Here is an 18,509-nt window from a genome sequence, read left to right on the forward strand (position 1 = left end):
TGGGGCCGATGGGGAGTGATGCGTGTGACAAGTCGGGGTGGGCGCATGACAATACCGGTAACCTCGGAAATCGTGGATTTGGCGTTGACCAGGGCTGTGCTCGACGGCGTGCAGATCGCCTATCGGGACTCCGTGGTGGGCGATGGCGCGCCGGTGGTGCTGGTGCACGGTATGGGCGGGGACGGGCATACCTGGGATCGGTTCGCGCATACCTTGGTGCGGGCCGGGCGGCGGGTCATCATTCCCGATCTGCGCGGGCACGGCCGTAGCGCGCACACCGAGTCCTATCTCTTCGCCGAATTCGGCGCCGACGTGCTGAACCTGTGTGACCGGCTCGAGCTGGCTTCGGTGGATCTGGTCGGACATTCGCTGGGCGGTTTCGCGGTTTCCTGTGTCGCGCAGGAACGGCCCGAACTGGTGCGGCGACTGGTCATCGAGGAGTGTCCGATGCCGCTGCGTTCCGGCGATGAAGAGGTGAAGCTGACCCGTCGCTTCCCGACCATTCCCGAACTCTGGCATGCCACCACCAGCCTGATCCGGCATCCGCGCGCGGTGCTCGCCTTCGATCGCTCGATGACGCGGACCGCGCTCGAACAGTTCCGCAAGCCGCATCCGGAGTGGTGGGATCGGCTCGCCGATATCGCCGCGCCCACACTGGTGCTGCGCGGCGGCCCCGGCGGCATGGTCGATCCGGAGAAGCTGGCCATTCTGCGCGACACCATCCCGGAATGCGCGGTGACCGCTTTCACCTGCGGCCACAGCATCCACCGCGACCGTTACCGGAAATTCGAGGCGACCGTGCTGCCGTTCCTCGCGACGCTCCCACCCGCCGCTATCTAGAGTGAAGCGGTGTCCGCGCAAGACCGTCCGGTTCTGTTCTTCCCTGACGAGCAGTCGTTCCGCGACTGGCTCCTGGCCAACCACGCCACGGTGGACGGGGTCTGGCTGCGCTTCACCAAAAAGGGCTCCGGACGCGCGTCGCTGAATCATGCCGGCGCGCTGCGGCAGGCACTGTGCTTCGGCTGGATCGATGGGCAGGCGCGCGGTGAGGATGCGGAGTTCTGGCAGGTCGGCTTCACTCCGCGGCGCAAGCGCAGCCCATGGTCGCTGCGCAATATCGGCCTGGTCGCCGAGCTGATCGAGCAGGGGCTGATGCACCCGGCCGGACAGGCCGAGATCGATCGGGCCAAGGCCGACGGCCGCTGGGACGTGGCGTTCGCCGACGGACAGACGTTGGATTGATGACCGGATTCGAAGGGATGCTGTGCTCGGCGGCGGCCGCGGTCGATGTGCCATTGCCCGGTACGGCGACTCGGGTGTCGGGGTGGTTGTGCGTCGAGCAGCCGGGGGCGTGGGGCCGGGATGTGATCGGTGACGAAGTGCTCGGCCAGGAGATCACTGCCGAGCTCGCCGCCCGTACCGTTGCCGCCAGGGTTCGTCCGACGCTGATCCGGCGACCGGGCCGCAATGAATTCGCCGGTGTTCGAACGGTTTTGATCGCCAGCTCGCGCCCGCAGGGTTTTTGGTGCGAACGTTTCGAGATCACCGACCTGAAGCAGCTGCTGGACCTGGACCTCGACCTGCTGAACGGCCCGCCGCCGGGAATCGGCGCACCCGTGCGTGATTCGCTGGTCCTGGTGTGCGCGCACGGAAAACGCGATCAGTGCTGTGCGCTGTTCGGCCGTCCGATCGCGGCGAATCTGGCCGCCGACTATCCGGACCGGGTCTGGGAGTGCTCGCACACCGGCGGCCATCGCTTCGCGCCTGCCATGGTGTTGTTGCCCTCCGGCCTGACCTACGGCCGTGTCGATACCGCGGCCGCCATCGCGGCGGTCGAAGCCGTGGAACGCGGTGCGGTTTCCTTGGCTGGATTGCGAGGTCGCAGTGGTCACCATCCGGTCGAGCAGGTCGCGGAAATCGCGGTGCGCGACCAAGTTTCGGCAAGACTCGATGATCTCACCGTCCGTCTCGAAACCGATTCCACCGCAACCGATTCCGCTCTGGCCGTGGTTACCCATCGCGACGGCCGCCGCTGGCAGGTGACAACTCGCACGGTCGAACTTCCACCGCGCCAGGCCAGTTGCGGTGCCGTACCGAAACCGGTCACCGCGGTCGTGGCCGATCGGATACAGCGCTTGATCACGGGCTGATCGTGGTCCAACGGCTGGATCGCGCTGGGGACGCCTGACCCGTCTGCCGGATGTGCCCGGCCCCGATTTGCGGTCGACGGTGCGCGACACCGTGCGCGTTCAATGTGGAGGGTGGTGCGCTGGCCGTTGCCTCGTGCTCGGCCGAGAACGCCGAACGGGACATGGTTGCGGCGGAATCCACCGCAACCATGTCCCGTTCGCGGCGACCTTTATCGCCCCCTGCGGGATGAAGGTCGCGGGCTTACCAGTGGGTGCCCGGCACCCAGCGGGCGGCGCGGCGCAGGGCGGTGCCGGTGACTCGGCGGGCCGTCGACTGATGACGCGGATCACGTTGCGGCACTGTGGATTCCGCTGGTTCCTCGGTATCCGCCTGCTCGCCCTTGGCGGCGGGGGAGTCGGGCAGCGCCCGGTAGTAGCGGTGCAGGATGCGGTCGCGCAGCTTCGGGGTGAGCAATGCGCCGTATTCGGCGAAGGTGCCGAGCGGGACATCGATGCGCTTGGGCCGCTCGCTCAGCGCGCGCACGATGGTGGCGGCCGCCCATTCGGGGGACTCCGACGGACCCTGATCGCCGCTCGGGGTGATCATCGGGGTGCGCACCAGCGGCATGTGGATGGTGGTGAAGCTGACGCCGTCGGCCATGGTTTCGACCGCCGCGACCTCGGCGAACTTATCCAGCGCCGCCTTGCTCGCGAGGTAGGCGGCGAAGCGCGGCGTGGCCACCTGCACGCCCGCGCTGCTGATGTTGACGATGTGGCCGAACTTGCGCTCGCGCATCTGCGGCAGCAGCGCCAGCGTCAATCGCACGGCGCCGAAGTAGTTGACCGCCATGGTGCGTTCGAAATCGTGCAGCCGGTCGGTGGAGCGGTGGATGGCGCGACGGATCGAGCGGCCCGCATTGTTCACCAACATGTCGACGTGGCCGTGCTCGTCCAGGATGGTTTTGACGGCGTGGTCGACGGAGTCGGAATCGGTTACGTCGCACTGATATCCGTAGGCGCTGCCGCCCTCGGCCCGGATCTCCTCGACCACGGCCGTGAGTTCGTCGGCGCGCCGGGCGAGCAGGAAGACGATGGCGCCCTTATCCGCGACGGCCAGCGCGGCGGCCCGGCCGATGCCGGAGGACGCGCCGGTGATGAGCACATGCCGCCCTGTCAGGTCGCGGTTGCGGCGATCGCGCCGTACCTGCCCGCGCAGGTCGGCCTCGTCAGCGGAAGCTCGGGTCATCGCTGCTCCTTTGCAGGTCGAGTTGGCATGAACTTACTCTGAAGTAAGTTTACCTGCCAAGTGTGCTCTGTTCGATGGCGACATTCGCGGGCCCTGGCGGGAGGTTACGCAAGCTACCGCCTCCGGCCCTTCGTCCACGCCGCCGTGTCACGTCGAGCGTTCGAATCCGACCACGCCGAGGTGTTCGAACCGTCCTCGAATCTATCGAACATATGTGCGATACTCTGCGCATGGCGGACGATCGGATGGCGGAAATCTTTGCCGCGGTGCGGCTCTCCGGCGGTGATCCGGAGGCGGCGCGGCGGATGCTGGCGGAACTGTGGGGCGAGCTCGGTGACGGTGGAGATCCGTTGCAGCGCTGTGTAATTGCGCACCATCTCGCCGATCTTCAGGACACGGCCGAAGATGCGCTGCGCTGGGACCAACGCGCGCTGGCCGCGGTCTTCGGCCCGGGTGTTCCGCTGGATGAGGGGCTACGCGGATTCCTGCCCTCGCTGTACCTCAATCTCGCCGACAGTCACCGCCGCGTCGGCGACTTCGATGTGGCCTACATGCAGCTGACCATCGCGCGCGGCCACCTCGATGTCCTCGCCAACGACGCCTATGGCGCCGTGATTCGCTCCAGCCTGGACAAGGTCGAGGCGGCACTGGGTGAGAAGTCGGTGGAACCGCTCCCGGCCGCCTGATTCGACGGGTGTCCACACCTCCTTCATGGTTCGAATGTATGTTCGACTATAGCGGAGGTGATATGTCATGGGTTGGAGCAACGGCCCGCCTACCTGGGCGGAGCTGGAGCGGGTGCTGTCCGGTCGCCCCGGGCCGACGAATCCGGACGCGATGTATCCGGGCGACGGCGGCGACAGTCCGGCGTGGTCGCGCAAGCGCGGGGATTACCGACCCGAACCGGTCGAACCGGGCAGTGCTGTTTCGAGCGACCTGCAAGCAGTCGCTAGCGGCGGTCCGGTGGTGCCGTATGCGGAGTTGCACACGCATTCGGCCTATAGCTTCCTCGATGGTGCGAGTCAGCCGGAGGAGTTGGTGGAGGAGGCGGTGCGGCTCGGGCTGGAAGCGATCGCGCTCACCGATCACGACGGCTTCTATGGAACCGTGCGCTTCTTCGAGGCGGCCAGGGAATTGGGTATGCCGACGGTCTACGGGGCCGAATTGTCGCTCGGCACCGCGCAAGACGCACCGCGACTGGGGAATTCGCTCGGCCATGTCGGCGCACCCGATTCGGCGCCGCGCACCGGTTCGCCGGACCCGGCTGGGCCGCATCTGCTGGTGCTCGCCCGCGGTCAGGAGGGCTATCGCCGACTCTCCAGCCAGATCGCGGCAGCGCATATGGCCGCGGGGGAGAAGGGCATCCTCCGCTACGACCTGGACGCGCTCACCGCGGCGGCGGACGGGCACTGGCACATTCTGACCGGATGCCGTAAAGGCCATGTGCGACAAGCCCTCGAGCGCGATCTGCGGGCCGGAGACACCCGTCTCGGGCGAGCCGAGGCCGCCCTGCGCGACCTGACGGAGCGTTTCGGCGCCGACCGGGTGAGTGTGGAACTCACCCATCACGGCATTCCGGAGGACGACGAACGCAACGCCCACCTCATTGCCCTGGCCGATCGTCTCGGTCTGCCCGTGGTGGCCACCACCGGTGCGCATTTCGCCGCGCCCGCCCAGCGTCGCCGCGCCATGGCGCTCGCGGCGATCCGGGCGCGCCGGAGCCTGGACGATATCGCGGGCTGGTTGGCGCCGACCGGTGGCGCGCATCTGCGTTCCGGTGCGGAGATGGCGCAGTTGTTCGCCGCTTGTCCGCAGGCGGTGGCGAATGCGGTGACGCTCGCCCGTGAATGCGCCTTCGATCTGAAATTGATCGCGCCGAGCCTGCCGCCGTTCGACGTGCCCGACGGCCACGACGAGGCTTCCTGGCTGCGTGAGCTCACCCTCGAGGGCGCGGCTCGGCGTTACGGTCCGCCGTCGGAAAATCCCGAGGCGTATCGGCAGGTCGAGCACGAACTCGCGATCATCGACGAGATGAAGTTTCCCGGCTACTTCCTGGTGGTGCACGATATCGTCAGCTTCTGCAAGGAAAACGACATCCTCTGCCAGGGTCGGGGTTCGGCGGCGAATTCGGCCGTCTGCTACGCGATCGGCATCACCAATGTCGACCCGGTCGCCGCCGAGTTGCTGTTCGAACGCTTCCTCGCTCCGGAGCGCGACGGTCCGCCCGATATCGATATCGATATCGAATCCGATCGCCGGGAGGAAGCGATTCAGCACGTCTATGCCAAATATGGTCGCGAATACGCCGCTCAGGTGGCGAATGTGATCACCTATCGCGGTAAGTCCGCGGTCCGTGATGCCGCACGCGCACTTGGCTTTTCGCCCGGACAGCAGGATGCCTGGAGTAAACAGGTGAGCCGCTGGACCGGCGTGGCCGCCGAAACCGGCACGGATATTCCCGCGGAAGTACTGGAGCTGGCCGCCGAAATCGAGGGTCTGCCAAGGCATCTCGGTATTCATTCCGGCGGGATGGTGATCTGCGACCGGCCCATCGCCGATGTCTGCCCGGTCGAATGGGCGCGAATGCCCGGGCGCAGCGTACTGCAGTGGGACAAAGACGATTGCGCCGCGATAAATCTGGTGAAGTTCGACATGCTCGGTCTCGGCATGCTCTCCGCACTGCACTACATGATCGATATGGTGCGCGAGCACAAGGGCGAAACGGTCGAACTGCACAAACTCGACCTGAAGGAAACCGCTGTCTACGAGATGCTTTCGCGGGCCGATTCGGTGGGGGTTTTTCAGGTGGAGTCGCGGGCGCAGATGGCCACGCTGCCCCGGCTGAAGCCGCGGGAATTCTACGACCTGGTGGTAGAGGTGGCGCTGATTCGCCCCGGCCCGATCCAGGGTGGTTCGGTGCATCCCTATATCCGTCGCCGCAACGAGGACGAGGAAGTGACCTATGACCATGACGCGCTGAAGAATTCGCTGAAACGCACCCTCGGTGTGCCACTGTTCCAGGAACAGCTCATGCAGATGGCCATCGACGTGGCCGGTTTCACCGCCGCAGAGGCCGATCAGCTGCGCCGCGCCATGGGCTCCAAACGCTCACCGGAACGCATGGAACGCCTCGAGGAGAGGCTGTATCAGGGCATGCGCGATCTGCACGGCATTACCGGCGAAGTCGCCGATCGCATCTACGAGAAGCTGTACGCCTTCGCGAATTTCGGCTTCCCGGAGAGCCATTCGCAGAGTTTCGCCTCGATCGTGTACTACTCGGCCTGGTTCAAACTGCACTATCCGGCGGCCTTCTGTGCCGGATTGCTGCGCGCCCAGCCGATGGGTTTCTATTCCCCGCAGTCGCTGGTCGCCGACGCCCGCAGGCACGGCGTTCCGGTGCGCGGGCCCGATATCAATGCCAGCCGCGCCGATCCCACCCTCGAAAATCATGGTGACGAGGTGCGACTCGGGCTTGCGACCATCCGCCACATCGGCACCGACCTCGCCGAACGCATTGTCGCCGCCCGCTCGACCGGTCCGTACACCTCCTTCCTCGACCTGACCGGTCGTGTGGAACTTTCTGTCGCCCAAGCCGAATCCCTCGCCACCGCAGGCGCTTTGGGTTGTCTCGGCATTACCCGACGGGAAGCATTGTGGGCGGCGGGCGCCGCAGCGGGTGAACGCCCCGACCGCCTCCCCGGCACCGGTGCCGCCACTACCGCCCCCGCCCTACCCGGTATGAGCGAACTCGAACTTGCCGCCGCCGACGTTTGGGCCACCGGTATTTCTCCAGGCAGCTATCCCGCCGAATTCCTACGCCCGCAATTGGATGCGCTGGGCGTCATCCCTGCCGCCGGCTTGCTCGACGTGCCCGACGGCTCCCGCGTTCTGGTCGGCGGCGCCGTCACACATCGCCAACGCCCCGCCACCGCCGCCGGTGTCACCTTCCTCAATCTCGAGGACGAAACCGGCATGGTGAACATCGTCTGCTCAGTGGGCCTGTGGACCCGCTATCGCCGCCTGGCCCAGAGCGCCCCCGCCCTGCTTGTTCGCGGCCGCGTCCAGAATGCCGAGGGCGCGGTCAGCGTCGTCGCTGAATACCTGCAGCGCATGGACCTGCGCGTCGACTCGAGCTCTCGCGACTTCCGTTGAGAATCAGAACATTCCGTTCGCATTGGCGGCCTGCTCCGGAACCGGCTGAATGACATCCCAGTGTTCGACCAGCTTTCCGTCGTCGAGGCGGAAGATATCCATGATCGCCAGCCCGCGATCGCCGGGCTCGCGCACACCGTGCACGTGGGCGACAACATAATCACCCTCTGCCACAATGTGTTTCACTTCGACGCGGAGTTTCGGCGCGCCTTCCTTCAGGCCGGTGAGTCGGGCGAGTAGTCCGTCGAAACCATCGGCGATTTCCGGATTGTGCTGGATATAGCGCGCGCCGAAGAACTCGGCGGTGGCCTCGAAATCCTTGGCATTGAACGCGGCTTCGTAGAACGCGAGGATGGTCTGCTTATTCGATTCGAGCTTCGGGTCGACGGAAGTGCTGGTCATCAGCGTTTTCTCCTTGTCGGGCGACCTGCGAGCAGTCGCTAGCGGAAACAGTACAACTGTAGCGCTACAACTGTAGCGCTACGCAGGTCCGGCTACAATCCCCGCATGACCTCCGATCCGACGCCCCGACGCGGTCGCAATCCGCGCGGCCACGGTGGCCGACTGCGTGCGGAGATCGTCGACGCCGCGATCCGACTCCTGGATGAACTCGGTGATGATCAGGCCCTGTCCATGCGTGCGGTCGCACGCGAAATCGGCAGTGCCGCAACGTCGGTCTACCTGCATTTCGCCGATCGAGACGCGCTGGTGTCGGCCGCACTGGAGCGCTATCACGGCGATCTGGTGCGCGCGATCGATGACGCGGAGACCGGGGTCGATGATCCTGTCGACAAACTGCGCGCTCGCATCCGCGTCCTCGGCGACTGGGCCTATCGACACCCGGGCATGTACAAGGTGCTACACGAGAGCACCATCAATCAGCGTGTGGACATGCCGTTCAAGCGGGAGCTGACCGAACGTACCGCCGCCTCGATCCGGCGCTGTATGGACGCCGGTCTCGTGCCCGTCGACGACCCGGTCTCGGTCATGCTGGACCTGCGCGCAGCGGTGCACGGCGCGGTGTCGATGCGGCTCAACGAACCCGGCCAGACCTGGCCGCCGCTCGCCGAGCAGATCGAACGATTTCTCGTGAAACTGGTTGGCGTCGCTTCGGCATTCGGGAATGGTCCGCATCGGACTTCGTGACCGAATTCGCCGCAGCGGCTAACCTGCGTCCATGCGGAAGCTTGCTGTGCTGGTGATCGGCCTGTTGGGTTTGACGTTGCTGGTCGGCTGTGATGATGACAACGACGACCATGCCGGTCCGGGCCGGTCGAGCATGGCGACCGTCGCGCCGATGGCGCCGCCGCCGAGCCTGCGCGAGGGCGCCCCGGCGAAGGGGGATACCGGCGGAACCACGGTCCAGGCGCGCAAGGAGGTCATCACCGGCAGCGTCGACATCACCGCGGACGATCCGATCAAGGCGGGCGGTCAGGTCACCGATCAGGTGCGCGAGGTCGGCGGCCGGGTCGACAGCCGTACTGAGCAGCCGGGGACCGATGACAACGATCCGCAGGCAACGCTCACCGTGCGGGTACCGGCGGATAAGACCGACAAGTTCATCGACGGCCTCGGCGGCGTCGGCCGGGTAACCCGGATGAGCACCAACCGCGACGACGTCACCATGCAGTGGGAGGACCTCGACGCCAGGATCAAGGCGCTGCAGGCCTCGGTCGACCGGTTGCGCACGCTCATCGCCGGGGCGACCAACACCGCGGATCTCATTGCCGCCGAACAGGCGCTATCGAGCCGGCAGGGCGAGCTCGACAGCCTCACCGCGCAGAAGCGGCACCTCGACGATCAGGTCGCGCTGTCCACGCTCACCATCGACATCACCACCGAGGACAAGGATTCCGACGAGGGGCCGACCAATTTCTGGGACGGCATCGTCTCCGGTTGGCATTCGCTGGTGGATTGGCTGAAGGATGCGGTGGTGTTCACCGGCAAGGCGATTCCGTGGCTCGGGTTCGTCGTAGTGATTGCCGCGGTGGTGTGGGGTGTGGTGCGGATGGCGCGGAGTCGGAAGCGGAGTTCGTCGGAGACGGGAGAATCCGAGGAGGGCAAGGCCGTTCCGGTTGCGGTCGGTGCCTCGACCGGTGCGGACACGACAGCGGCTGAAGGTGCGGGTGCAGGATCGAGTGCGGGCGCTGAGACCGGTGCCGGTGCGGTGGCTGGGAGCGGTGCGGTGGCTGGGAGCGGTGCGGGCGCTGGGACCGATGCGGGCGCTGGGACTCGTGCGGGCGGTGGGACTCGTGCGGGCGCTGGGACCGGTGCTGGTGCTGAGACTGGTGCGGGCGCTGGAAAGACGGCGGGCGCTGGACAGAGTGCAGGCGCGGGAACTGGTGCTGGCTCTGGAACAGGCGCAGGCACTGAGACCGGGAAAGGCACTGGGGCGGCGAAAGGCACTGGGACGACAGGAGATACAGGTGCCGACGGTCGTAAGGGCGACGATCAAACCGAACAGCCGTAAGGGCCCACTCGTCGAAATCCTCGACGACGGCACCCTGCAGCTGTACGTCCGCGCCCCCGCCGTGGAAGGCAAGGCCAACAAGGCTGCCATCGAACTGCTCGCCGACCACTACGGCGTCCCCAAATCCGCCGTCCGCCTCATCGCGGGCGCCACCTCCCGCTTCAAACGGTTCGAGCTGGACCTCTGAGCTCCCGCACGGGAGGTTCATCACCGACCACGAGATCGCCATCGCCGAATTGGGTTGAGCGACACGGTCACACAGCGCCGGGAAATCCGAACTGGCGCCAAGCCTCGTAGACGGTGACGGCGGCGGCATTGGAGAGGTTCATCGAGCGGCGGCCGGGCAGCATCGGAATGCGCAGTCGATCGGTGATGTGCGGATCGTCGAGCACCTCTGCCGGCAATCCCGTCGGTTCGGTGCCGAACAGCAGCACATCGCCCTCGCGGTACGCCACATCGGTATACCGCGTGCTCGCCTGGGTCGTGAACGCGAACACCCGCTCGGGCCGTACCGCCTCCCATGCCGCCGCGAGATTCTTGTGCACCGTCACCGAGGCCAGATCGTGGTAGTCCAATCCGGCCCGCCGCAACTTCGCCTCCGAAAGGTCGAACCCCAATGGCTCGACCAGATGCAACTCACACCCGGTCCCCGCGACAAGTCGAATCGCATTGCCGGTATTTCCGGGAATCGCGGGCTCGTGAAACATCAAACGGAACACAACGCATCAGCTTGTCATGTTCGCGCTGGAGACTTGCATCCCGCCTGATCCACGGCGGCACGGCGCGCGGACATCATTCGACTGACGGTGCGGCGGGGGCGCCGAGCAGCAGTTGGACGATGGAATCGTCGCCGCGCCGTTCATCGCCCCGATGGCGGGTCGAATTCTGGAGCAGCATCTGAAGGGCGAGCCGCCGATGCGACTGGAGACGATTACGCCGAGTCGGGCGCGGCAGTTGTACAGCGCCTGTGGGCGGCGCACCGCAGCCGAGGTCGGCTAGCGGGCGGCGCGACGTGCCGCTTCGATGCGGTTGATATTGACCTCGATCCAGTCGCGCAGTGCCGCGATCGGGCCGCGCAAGCTGTGGCCGAGGTCGGTGAGATCGTAGTCCACGCGCGGCGGCACGGTGGGATGCACTGTGCGCGTGATGAATCCGTTGGTTTCCAGCTGCCGCAGGGTTTGCGTGAGCATTTTCTGTGAGATGCCCTCGATGCGGCGGTGTAGATCGGTATAGCGCATCGTGCCCTCGGCGAGTGCGTCCACGATCAGCACGGTCCATTTGCCCGCGACGTGGTCGAGTACCTGTCGGGTGGGGCATTTCGCCGAGTAGACATCGGCAGGCAGCCCGCTGGCCTCGATCACCGTACGCACCTTTCGGAGTGTAGCGCACCATTAAGTGCTGTCTTCCCATTAGTTCGTCACTCTCCGATAGTAAGAATCATGAACGCACAGATACTTTCGGTTCCCGACGCGATTCGCGCCCGACGCACCACTCGCCACTACCGTCCGGATCCAGTACCGCGCGAACTGCTCGACGAACTGCTGGATCTGGCCGTCGAGGCGCCCAGCGCATGGAATATGCAGGACCGGTCGATCGTGGTAATGACCAGTGCGGCCGGGCGTCGCGACCTGTCGATCGCCGCCTTCGGTCAGCCACAACCGCTGGAGGCCCCCGTCGTGCTGGTCTTCGTCGCCGAAACGGCGGCATGGCAGGCCGAAAATGCCGATATCGTCGAACTGGCCGGACGCAACGGCGCGTGGAATGCGGAGTTCACCGCAATGTTCAACTCGCGCAACGAATTCCACTTATTGCGGCAGCGCGGACTCACTCGCGAAAACGCCGTGAAGAATGCGATGATCGCCGCGACCTATGTCATGCTCGCCGCCACCAGCTTCGGTCTGTCCTCGGCTCCGATGAACGGCTGGGACCCGGACCTGGTCAAGAAGGCCATCGGCATCGATGACCGCCCCGACCTCGCCATCGCGGTCATGGTCGCGATCGGCTACGGCGACAGCGCTCCGCCGCATCCGGGTCGCCGTCCCCGCGAGCGCGCAGTCTTCACCGAGCGATACCCGTCGAGCTGACATCGCGCTACGGCGCCGGCGAAACGGCGGATCCGCAAGATCATGGGAGTCGCCATTCCGCCACGCTCGATCGGAAGCCGCCGCACCGAAAGTTGTTGCGCCTCAGCGGGCATCGCGGCCGAAGTGGTGACGCATAAGGTGTACCTCGGCCGATGGATGCCGCCTTGACTCGGGCAGTCGCCGCTGTGCAGACTGGGCCGACATCGCACCCGTCTCGGTTCGGCGGGCATTCCGGTTCATGGACGACATCGGGGGTAAGACCATGCGTATTCACCGTGCCGTACTGGCATTCGCGCTGCTCAGTGCGGTGTTCACCGGCGCAACGGCGTGCTCTGATGAGCCGACCGAGACCACTCGGGAAGCGGCGTCGACGACCACGGTGCCATCGGCACCGACCGTGCTCGGCCCGCTCGGCTTCGGCAAGCTACGGCTCGGGATGAGCCGAAGCGAGGCCGAGGCCACCAGCGAAATCGCGGCCTTCGATGACACCAACGATCCGCCCGGCTGCGGCCGCTATACCGCACGAGCCGGTTGGCAGGGTTTCACCAACAAGGGCGAAATAGTCGCGATCATGCCCGGCAAACTTCCCGTCCGTACGCCCGAGGGCATTGCGGTCGGCTCCACGGTCGACGAAGTGCGCGCCGCCTATCCCACGCTCGAGATCGGTTACAACTGGAGTTCGGCCGCGGTCCCCGATCAACCCGCGCGCTACGGGTTCCTCGGCATCTACCGGGATATGCCCGCCGATGCCAGGGTCACCCAGCTGATGCTCTACAACGACCGGGACACCTGCCACAACTGATATGTAGGCCTGTTCTGTCAAGTGGCAGGTGAAAGCGGTCCCGGTAACGTCGGTTGCCGGGACCGCTTTCGTGTGCGGTCGGGCGGGGTTTGTCTCGTGTCGTGTCGTGGGGTAATCGTCGCGGTATCAGCCGACGCCGAGGGTGTTGATCGTGGCGGCAATGAACACGATGGCAGTGCCGAGCAGGCTCAGCGCGGCGACGTCGAACGGCTTGCTGCGCACCGCGAGCAGTCCGACCCGAGCCGTCGGCAGGCAGAGCCGGAAGGTGGCCGCGAGCAGGGCCGCACCGCCGAAGAACAGCGCGCCGCGACGCCAGCGGTCCCAGGCCACGAAGACGACCGCGAGCAGGATGACCGCCGTCACGACCAGCATGGGCAGGTGGCAGCGCAGGAACTGCGCACCCGGGCTGGTCCGGTCGGACTGCCGTTCAGCGGCAGACGAGTCAACGTCGGTCACGCCCCGATTCTTGCAGACGGCATGCGGCCGCTCACACCAGTGCGACGCAGCCGCGCACCCGATTGCCGGGCCTCGAGGCAGGGCTACTGCTCCGCAACAGGTTTCGCGACACTCGATCAGGCATTGCCTCCGACTACTACCAGGCGTAGTTTCAGCGAGAAGAGATCCATCCGGCACAAGGGGGCACGGACAATGCGAGCGCTTTCCCGGATTCGGCACTACGTGCAAGCGATGCGGCAGGCGAAGCGGAACCGATCCGACCTGTTCGGCTGGCTCGCCCGCCGACCACAGCTCCTTTTCGGCACGCTCGGGTACGAAACAGCGCTGCTGTTCAGCAACAGACTGGATCCCAAGCTCAAGGAGCTGGCCGAACTGAAGACGGCCGGACTTGTGAACTGCGAGTTCTGCCTGGATATCGGCTCGGCACTGGCGCACTCGAGCGGACTCACCGAGCAACAACTGCGCGACCTGCCGCGCTATCGCACCAGCGACGTCTACAGCGACCTGGAAAAACTTGTCATCTCCTTCGCTGAGGCCATGACCGCCACACCGGCCGTCGAACTCGCGGATCTGCGCACTGAATTGCTGAACCACCTGTCCAAAGGGCAGTTCGCCGAACTAACGGCCACCATCGCCTGGGAAAACCAGCGTGCCCGCCATAACCAGGGGCTCGGCGTGCGCCCAACCGGGATGGCGGAGGGCATGGCGTGCGCCATCCCGGAGCTGGTCGCTAAAGAGCGTTGAAGTAGTGGCCTTGGCCGAGATCCTCGATGAGGCCGGGATGTGTCGGCTTCCAGGTGAGAAGTTCCCGGGTGCGCGCGCTCGAGGTCGGATTGTCCAGCGCGACAAAGGGACCGAGGTAACCGAAGTGCGCATCCGCACGCTCCTGCGGGATGCTGATCACCGGCAGATCCAGATGGCGACCGATTGCTTCGGCGATCTCACGGAAGGGCACGCCTTCGTCATCGACCGCATGTAACCGCGCCCCAGCAGGGGCCGTCTCCAGCGCCAATCGGTACAGGTGCGCGGCATCGAGGGTGTGTCCGGCGGGCCAGCGGTTGTTTCCGTCGCCGACGTAGGCGGCGAGGCCCTTTTCGCGGGCGGTGGCTATCAAGGTCGGCACGAAGCCGTGATGGTCGAGTGAGCTGTGCACGGTCGGTGGGAGCCGGATGACCGACGATCGGACACCGCGGTCCGCGAGCGCGACTACCGTTTTCTCGGCGTCGACCCGCGGTCCCGCATCGAGCGCGTCGGCTTCGGTTCCCACCCTGCCCAGCCCGGCGAACGCGAGCATGAGCGTGCCCGATGTGCTCACGAAGGGTTTGCCGCTGCCCGCGAGCGCATCGCCGATCGTCTCGATGGCACGCAGATCGGCCGCGATCGCTCCGGCGAAGTCGCCGGTCTGCATGGCGTCGTGTTTGAAGGCCAGGTGGATGACGCCGTCGGCTGCTGCGGCGGCTGCGCGCAGGTTGTCGAGATCGTCGAGATCTCCTCGGTGCACGTCGGCACCGGCTGCTGCCACCGTGGCGGCGGCTTCATTCGACCGGGCCAGGCCGACGACCTCATGTCCGGCGGCGAGAAGTTCGGGGATGACCGCAGAGCCGATATGTCCCGATGCTCCGGTAATGAAAATCCGCACGGAAGTACTCCAAGTCTCTTGATGTCCTCGCCAGCGCGAAGGCAGTGATGTCAGTGACTGACATCAACGTACACGTGATGACAGCCACTGTCATCAGATAGGATCTGCACATGAGTCGATGGGAGCCTGATGCGCGCGGTCGCCTCGAAAAATCGGCTCTGGAGCTGTACCGCGAGAACGGGTTCGAGAGCACGACCGTCGCGGAGATCACCAAGCGTGCGGGGCTCACCGAGCGAACGTTCTTCCGGCATTTCGCCGATAAGCGCGAAGTCCTGTTCGCGGGGGCGAGCGCGCTCCAAGCGGCCCTCGTGCGCGGGGTGCGCGACGCGCCCGCTGCCATGCCGCCGATCGAGGCGATCGCCACGGCGCTCACCGAGGTCGCCGATACGTTTTTCGAGCAGCGCCGCGAGTTCGCCTGGCAACGGCAAGCCGTTATTGCGGCCAATGCCGAACTTCAGGAGCGCGAGCTGATCAAGCTGGCAACACTGGCTGCCGCGCTGGCCGAGGCGCTACGCGAGCGCGGCGTAACCGATCCGGCCGCGAGTTTGGCCGCCGAAGCCGGGGTCGCCGTATTCAAGATCGCCTTCGAGAGCTGGGTCGAGGGCAGCGGCAAGCGCACTCTGTCGCAACACATTCGCGCGGCCTTGGATGAGTTGAAACTCGTGACCGGAGGACCACTGCCATCGACGCCATGACCGCAGCGCACGCCTACGAAGACCTACATCGCCCGATCGATCGGCTTACGCCGGACCAAGCGCAGGCGCTGCAGGCCGTCGCGTTGCAATTGGTTGTCACCCGACACCCTCGGCGAGACCCGATCACCGAGCCCAAGGGCCGAGCGGCGTCGGCACCTCTCGTTTGCGGGCATGATGCACGCCGAGCCCGATCTCGCGGGCAAGTCGGAAGAGTTGCTCCGCGAGGAGCGCGCTGAACAAGCCGAGTGATCGTCTGCGACACAGGTGGCCTGGTAGGCAGCGGACTTTCAGCTGGTGCGACCCACTCGTGCCAATCGCATTGTTTCGGTCAGCAATTTCGATACCGCCGCGGCTTCGGTGAGGAAGCCGTCGTGACCGTCGCGGGAGTGCACGATCTCCAGACCCTCGCAGCCCGGCAAGCCGTCGGCCAATTCCTGTTGAGTTCGCAACGGGTACAGGCGATCCGAGTCGACACCGCCGACCACGCACGGTACCGGGGTGGCGGCGAGGGCGGCCGCGATACCGCCGCGCCCGCGGCCGATATCGTGTCGGTTCATCGCCTCGGTCAGTAGCACGTAGGTGGCGGGATCGAAACGGCTGCAAAGCTTTTCGGCCTGGTGGTCCAGGTAGCTCTGCACCGCGTAGCGTCCGCCGTCGCGTGGATCCTCGTCGTCCTGCGCGTTGTTCTCGAAGCGGTGATCGAGTTCGCCCTCGGTGCGGTAGGTCAGGTGTGCGATGCGTCGGGCGATGCCCATGCCGGTCACCGGGGCGCGATCGGTGTCGTGGTAATCGCCGCCCTGCCAGTCGGGATCGGCCTTGATGGCGGCGATTTGCGTTGTCTGCGTACCGATCTGGTCGGCGGTGGCGCGTGCGCCGACGGCGAGTACCAGTGCGGAAACGACCCGCTCCGGCGCGCCGGCCATCCACTCCAGCACCCGCATACCGCCCATCGAACCGCCTACGACGGCGGCCAGGCGTTCGATGCCGAGCAGATCGAGCAGTGCCGCTTCCGCGGTCACCTGATCACGGATCGAGATCTCCGGAAACCTTGAACCCCAAGGCTTTCCGTCCGGCGCCAGCGTCGAGGGACCGGTGCTGCCCATGCAGCCGCCGAGCACGTTCGTCGCGATGACGCACCATTCGTCGGTATCCACCGGGGCGCCTGGCCCGACCATGCCGTCCCACCAGCCGGGCAGCGGATGGATATCGTCGGGTACCCCGACCACATGCGAATCGCCGGTCAGCGCGTGCTCGACGAGCACCACATTGTCCAATGCGGGAGAGAGCTCGCCCCAGCGCTGCACGGCCAGATGAACGTCCGGGATGACCGCGCCGCTTTCGAGACGCACATCCCCGATGGCAATGATGCCGAGGCTTCCGTCCGGCGGCGGCAGGGCCACCACGGACGAACGCGTGGTACTGGGATCTGTCACGGTCACGACTCCGCCTCGCCAGCGCTCGGCTCCGTCGCGACCGAGGGTGCTGCATCGACGGTTCGCTCGCTCACGTCCGCCTCGCCGACGTCCGGCTCCGTCGCGATCGCGGTATCGCCGATTCGTTCGCTCATGACGTCGTCCCCGTGAAACTGCGCGTCGCCGACGCTGGGTGAATCACGAGAGAACGCACGTCCCCGATGTTAACTACCCGGCTCAACCGGGCCGCGGTCCGGTAGATCGGCTGGGTGCGTGCGCCGGTGCTCTGCGCGCTCGCGACGAACCGATCGGCCGCGGACGCGATGGGGTCACTCATGTCGTGCTCCAAAGGGTTGTTCGCCGGCAGGTCTTATCGGAGTGCGGGTGACGGACAACAACTCATCGGAAAAACCTCCTGAAGTGCGCGCTTGCCCTCGACCATCGAGAGCCCGGTCATCACCCGGAGCACCCCACCGCTGCTGGAGGGTTGCCGTCCAGCAAGCCGGGGCTTCGCGCTGGCACTCATGACCTGACGGACATGGTAACCGGCGGGCGGTCGGCGACTGAAATCCCTTACCGGGTTTCCGCCGGTTCGGTCGCAGGCTGCCCGGTGCACACGCGTATGAACTCATCGAACGATGTGGTGAATCCGGTGCGGGCGTCCGCGGCGGCCGCAGCGGTGTCCTCCTCGTCGAGGATCGAGTTCTGGCATTCCATGCTGAGGTGGCCGATCAGCTGCCAGGCGCCGACGACCAGCCGCACCGGCAGCGCATCGGGCTGGGTGCCGAGTCGCTCGGCGATCACGTCGGCGATCGCGGCGTTCTTATCGTCGGCCAGTTCCATGCTCTGCGCACTGACCGTCGGACTGCTGCGCAGAATCCGCTGCATCTGCTGGAAGCGCCGGAACGACAGCGGTCCCTCGGTATTCACCGCGGCCTGGTCGACGACCAGCAGGAAGGCCTCGCGCAGCGATTGCAGCTCATTGCCGGTGACCGGGAGTCCGCGCAGGCACTCGGCGATCGCGAGTCCGAAGTCCTTGACCGGCCCGAGGATGATGGCCTCTTTGCTGTCGAAATACCGGTTGATCGTGCGCGGGGACACATCCGCGCGGTCCGCGATCTGTTCGACCGTCGTCGCGTCGAATCCCTGGGCGTCGCACAGGTCGAGCGCCACCTCGATGATGCGCAACCGGGTCTGCTGCTTCTTGCGCTCGCGCAACCCCAGACCGCCGGGCGCACTGGGCCCTGGGTTCGCTGGGGCGCGCACAGCGTCCTCGGCTGTGGCGCTCGCGCCGATCGGCGTCGATGACTCGAGCATGGCCTCATGTTAGCGCAATCGGGCCGGTTCGTGTCCTTAACGGCCAAATGTCGTAGTGCGACATTTTTCTCTTGACGACAAATGTCTGTCGATGACAGGATGGCTGC

22 protein-coding genes and 1 riboswitch are annotated in these 18,509 nt (G+C 66.0%); of the genes, 13 read left to right on the plus strand and 9 right to left on the minus strand.

Going from position 1 to position 18,509, the window contains the following annotated elements:
• Window positions 1–45 precede the first annotated feature (45 nt).
• From ACIBJI_RS18630 to ACIBJI_RS18640, 3 genes are read left to right on the plus strand one after another with little or no spacing between them, the layout of a single operon-like run.
• Window positions 46–840 (plus strand): alpha/beta hydrolase, encoded by a 795-nt coding sequence (locus ACIBJI_RS18630; protein WP_364346337.1) that lies wholly within the window; start codon window positions 46–48, stop codon window positions 838–840.
• A 9-nt stretch (window positions 841–849) separates the two neighbouring features.
• Complete coding sequence (locus ACIBJI_RS18635) at window positions 850–1,242, plus strand: hypothetical protein (RefSeq protein ID WP_364346339.1); 393 nt, start codon at window positions 850–852, stop codon at window positions 1,240–1,242.
• Entirely contained in the window at window positions 1,242–2,150 is a 909-nt protein-coding gene (locus ACIBJI_RS18640; RefSeq protein WP_364346341.1) for a sucrase ferredoxin, read from the plus strand. Before ACIBJI_RS18635 ends, ACIBJI_RS18640 begins: the two co-directional genes overlap by 1 nt.
• Window positions 2,151–2,391: 241 nt before the next feature.
• Here ACIBJI_RS18640 and ACIBJI_RS18645 read toward each other — a convergent pair whose 3' ends face one another.
• Complete coding sequence (locus tag ACIBJI_RS18645; protein ID WP_364346343.1) at window positions 2,392–3,375, minus strand: SDR family NAD(P)-dependent oxidoreductase; 984 nt, start codon at window positions 3,373–3,375, stop codon at window positions 2,392–2,394.
• 230 nt (window positions 3,376–3,605) lie between these two features.
• Between ACIBJI_RS18645 and ACIBJI_RS18650 the strand changes: the two genes are divergently transcribed.
• Complete coding sequence (locus tag ACIBJI_RS18650) at window positions 3,606–4,061, plus strand: hypothetical protein (protein WP_364346345.1); 456 nt, start codon at window positions 3,606–3,608, stop codon at window positions 4,059–4,061.
• A 67-nt stretch (window positions 4,062–4,128) separates the two neighbouring features.
• On the plus strand, window positions 4,129–7,527 hold the full coding sequence (locus ACIBJI_RS18655) for an error-prone DNA polymerase (protein ID WP_397085005.1): 3,399 nt from the start codon (window positions 4,129–4,131) through the stop codon (window positions 7,525–7,527).
• Between the two features lie 3 nt (window positions 7,528–7,530).
• On the opposite strand, the gene ACIBJI_RS18660 is transcribed toward ACIBJI_RS18655, so the two are convergent.
• A complete protein-coding gene (locus tag ACIBJI_RS18660; RefSeq protein WP_364346349.1) occupies window positions 7,531–7,929 on the minus strand; it encodes a nuclear transport factor 2 family protein in 399 nt (132 codons plus the stop codon).
• A 105-nt stretch (window positions 7,930–8,034) separates the two neighbouring features.
• Between ACIBJI_RS18660 and ACIBJI_RS18665 the strand changes: the two genes are divergently transcribed.
• The 3 genes from ACIBJI_RS18665 to ACIBJI_RS18675 are packed head-to-tail and all read left to right on the plus strand — an operon-like array spanning window position 8,035 to window position 10,184.
• Entirely contained in the window at window positions 8,035–8,673 is a 639-nt protein-coding gene (locus tag ACIBJI_RS18665; RefSeq protein WP_364346351.1) for a TetR/AcrR family transcriptional regulator, read from the plus strand.
• Window positions 8,674–8,704: 31 nt separating this feature from the next.
• Window positions 8,705–9,997 carry a DUF4349 domain-containing protein gene (locus tag ACIBJI_RS18670; RefSeq protein WP_397085007.1) on the plus strand — a complete coding sequence of 431 codons (1,293 nt, stop codon included), beginning with the start codon at window positions 8,705–8,707 and terminating at the stop codon, window positions 9,995–9,997.
• Window positions 9,954–10,184: a DUF167 domain-containing protein gene (locus ACIBJI_RS18675; protein ID WP_364346355.1), complete on the plus strand. Its 231-nt coding sequence runs from the start codon at window positions 9,954–9,956 to the stop codon at window positions 10,182–10,184. The genes ACIBJI_RS18670 and ACIBJI_RS18675 overlap by 44 nt, the downstream gene beginning before the upstream one ends.
• Before the next feature lie 67 nt (window positions 10,185–10,251).
• On the opposite strand, the gene ACIBJI_RS18680 is transcribed toward ACIBJI_RS18675, so the two are convergent.
• Window positions 10,252–10,716, minus strand: coding sequence for a tRNA (cytidine(34)-2'-O)-methyltransferase (locus tag ACIBJI_RS18680; RefSeq protein ID WP_364346357.1), 465 nt, complete (start codon window positions 10,714–10,716; stop codon window positions 10,252–10,254).
• Between the two features lie 112 nt (window positions 10,717–10,828).
• On the opposite strand from ACIBJI_RS18680, the gene ACIBJI_RS18685 reads away from it, so the two are divergent.
• Window positions 10,829–10,996: a hypothetical protein gene (locus ACIBJI_RS18685; RefSeq protein WP_364346359.1), complete on the plus strand. Its 168-nt coding sequence runs from the start codon at window positions 10,829–10,831 to the stop codon at window positions 10,994–10,996.
• On the opposite strand, the gene ACIBJI_RS18690 is transcribed toward ACIBJI_RS18685, so the two are convergent.
• Window positions 10,993–11,367 (minus strand): helix-turn-helix domain-containing protein, encoded by a 375-nt coding sequence (locus tag ACIBJI_RS18690; protein WP_364346361.1) that lies wholly within the window; start codon window positions 11,365–11,367, stop codon window positions 10,993–10,995. The two genes, ACIBJI_RS18685 and ACIBJI_RS18690, sit on opposite strands and share 4 nt — an antisense overlap.
• 69 nt (window positions 11,368–11,436) lie before the next feature.
• Between ACIBJI_RS18690 and ACIBJI_RS18695 the strand changes: the two genes are divergently transcribed.
• Window positions 11,437–12,081: a nitroreductase family protein gene (locus tag ACIBJI_RS18695; RefSeq protein WP_396957488.1), complete on the plus strand. Its 645-nt coding sequence runs from the start codon at window positions 11,437–11,439 to the stop codon at window positions 12,079–12,081.
• Between the two features lie 238 nt (window positions 12,082–12,319).
• Window positions 12,320–12,883, plus strand: a complete 564-nt coding sequence (locus ACIBJI_RS18700; RefSeq protein WP_364346365.1) for a hypothetical protein — start codon at window positions 12,320–12,322, stop codon at window positions 12,881–12,883.
• Between the two features lie 126 nt (window positions 12,884–13,009).
• Here the strand turns inward: ACIBJI_RS18700 and ACIBJI_RS18705 are convergent, their stop codons facing one another.
• Window positions 13,010–13,255 carry a DUF3017 domain-containing protein gene (locus ACIBJI_RS18705; protein ID WP_084508289.1) on the minus strand — a complete coding sequence of 82 codons (246 nt, stop codon included), beginning with the start codon at window positions 13,253–13,255 and terminating at the stop codon, window positions 13,010–13,012.
• Window positions 13,256–13,531: 276 nt separating this feature from the next.
• Between ACIBJI_RS18705 and ACIBJI_RS18710 the strand changes: the two genes are divergently transcribed.
• Window positions 13,532–14,083 carry a carboxymuconolactone decarboxylase family protein gene (locus ACIBJI_RS18710; protein WP_364346367.1) on the plus strand — a complete coding sequence of 184 codons (552 nt, stop codon included), beginning with the start codon at window positions 13,532–13,534 and terminating at the stop codon, window positions 14,081–14,083.
• On the opposite strand, the gene ACIBJI_RS18715 is transcribed toward ACIBJI_RS18710, so the two are convergent.
• Window positions 14,070–14,978: an SDR family oxidoreductase gene (locus ACIBJI_RS18715; RefSeq protein WP_364346369.1), complete on the minus strand. Its 909-nt coding sequence runs from the start codon at window positions 14,976–14,978 to the stop codon at window positions 14,070–14,072. The genes ACIBJI_RS18710 and ACIBJI_RS18715 overlap by 14 nt on opposite strands.
• Window positions 14,979–15,088: 110 nt before the next feature.
• Between ACIBJI_RS18715 and ACIBJI_RS18720 the strand changes: the two genes are divergently transcribed.
• On the plus strand, window positions 15,089–15,673 hold the full coding sequence (locus tag ACIBJI_RS18720; RefSeq protein WP_364346371.1) for a helix-turn-helix domain-containing protein: 585 nt from the start codon (window positions 15,089–15,091) through the stop codon (window positions 15,671–15,673).
• Between the two features lie 287 nt (window positions 15,674–15,960).
• Here ACIBJI_RS18720 and ACIBJI_RS18725 read toward each other — a convergent pair whose 3' ends face one another.
• From ACIBJI_RS18725 to ACIBJI_RS18735, 3 genes are all read right to left on the minus strand, one after another.
• Window positions 15,961–17,112 carry a homoserine O-acetyltransferase gene (locus tag ACIBJI_RS18725; RefSeq protein ID WP_364346373.1) on the minus strand — a complete coding sequence of 384 codons (1,152 nt, stop codon included), beginning with the start codon at window positions 17,110–17,112 and terminating at the stop codon, window positions 15,961–15,963.
• Window positions 17,109–17,240, minus strand: a complete 132-nt coding sequence (locus tag ACIBJI_RS18730) for a hypothetical protein (protein ID WP_364346375.1) — start codon at window positions 17,238–17,240, stop codon at window positions 17,109–17,111. The genes ACIBJI_RS18725 and ACIBJI_RS18730 overlap by 4 nt, the downstream gene beginning before the upstream one ends.
• Window positions 17,241–17,504: 264 nt before the next feature.
• A riboswitch (SAM riboswitch) is annotated at window positions 17,505–17,615 on the minus strand.
• Window positions 17,616–17,658: 43 nt separating this feature from the next.
• Window positions 17,659–18,402 carry a TetR family transcriptional regulator gene (locus ACIBJI_RS18735; RefSeq protein ID WP_364346377.1) on the minus strand — a complete coding sequence of 248 codons (744 nt, stop codon included), beginning with the start codon at window positions 18,400–18,402 and terminating at the stop codon, window positions 17,659–17,661.
• Window positions 18,403–18,509: the final 107 nt, after the last annotated feature.

The sequence above is a fragment of the Nocardia sp. NPDC050408 genome, from assembly GCF_044458905.1.
Classification (GTDB): domain Bacteria; phylum Actinomycetota; class Actinomycetes; order Mycobacteriales; family Mycobacteriaceae; genus Nocardia.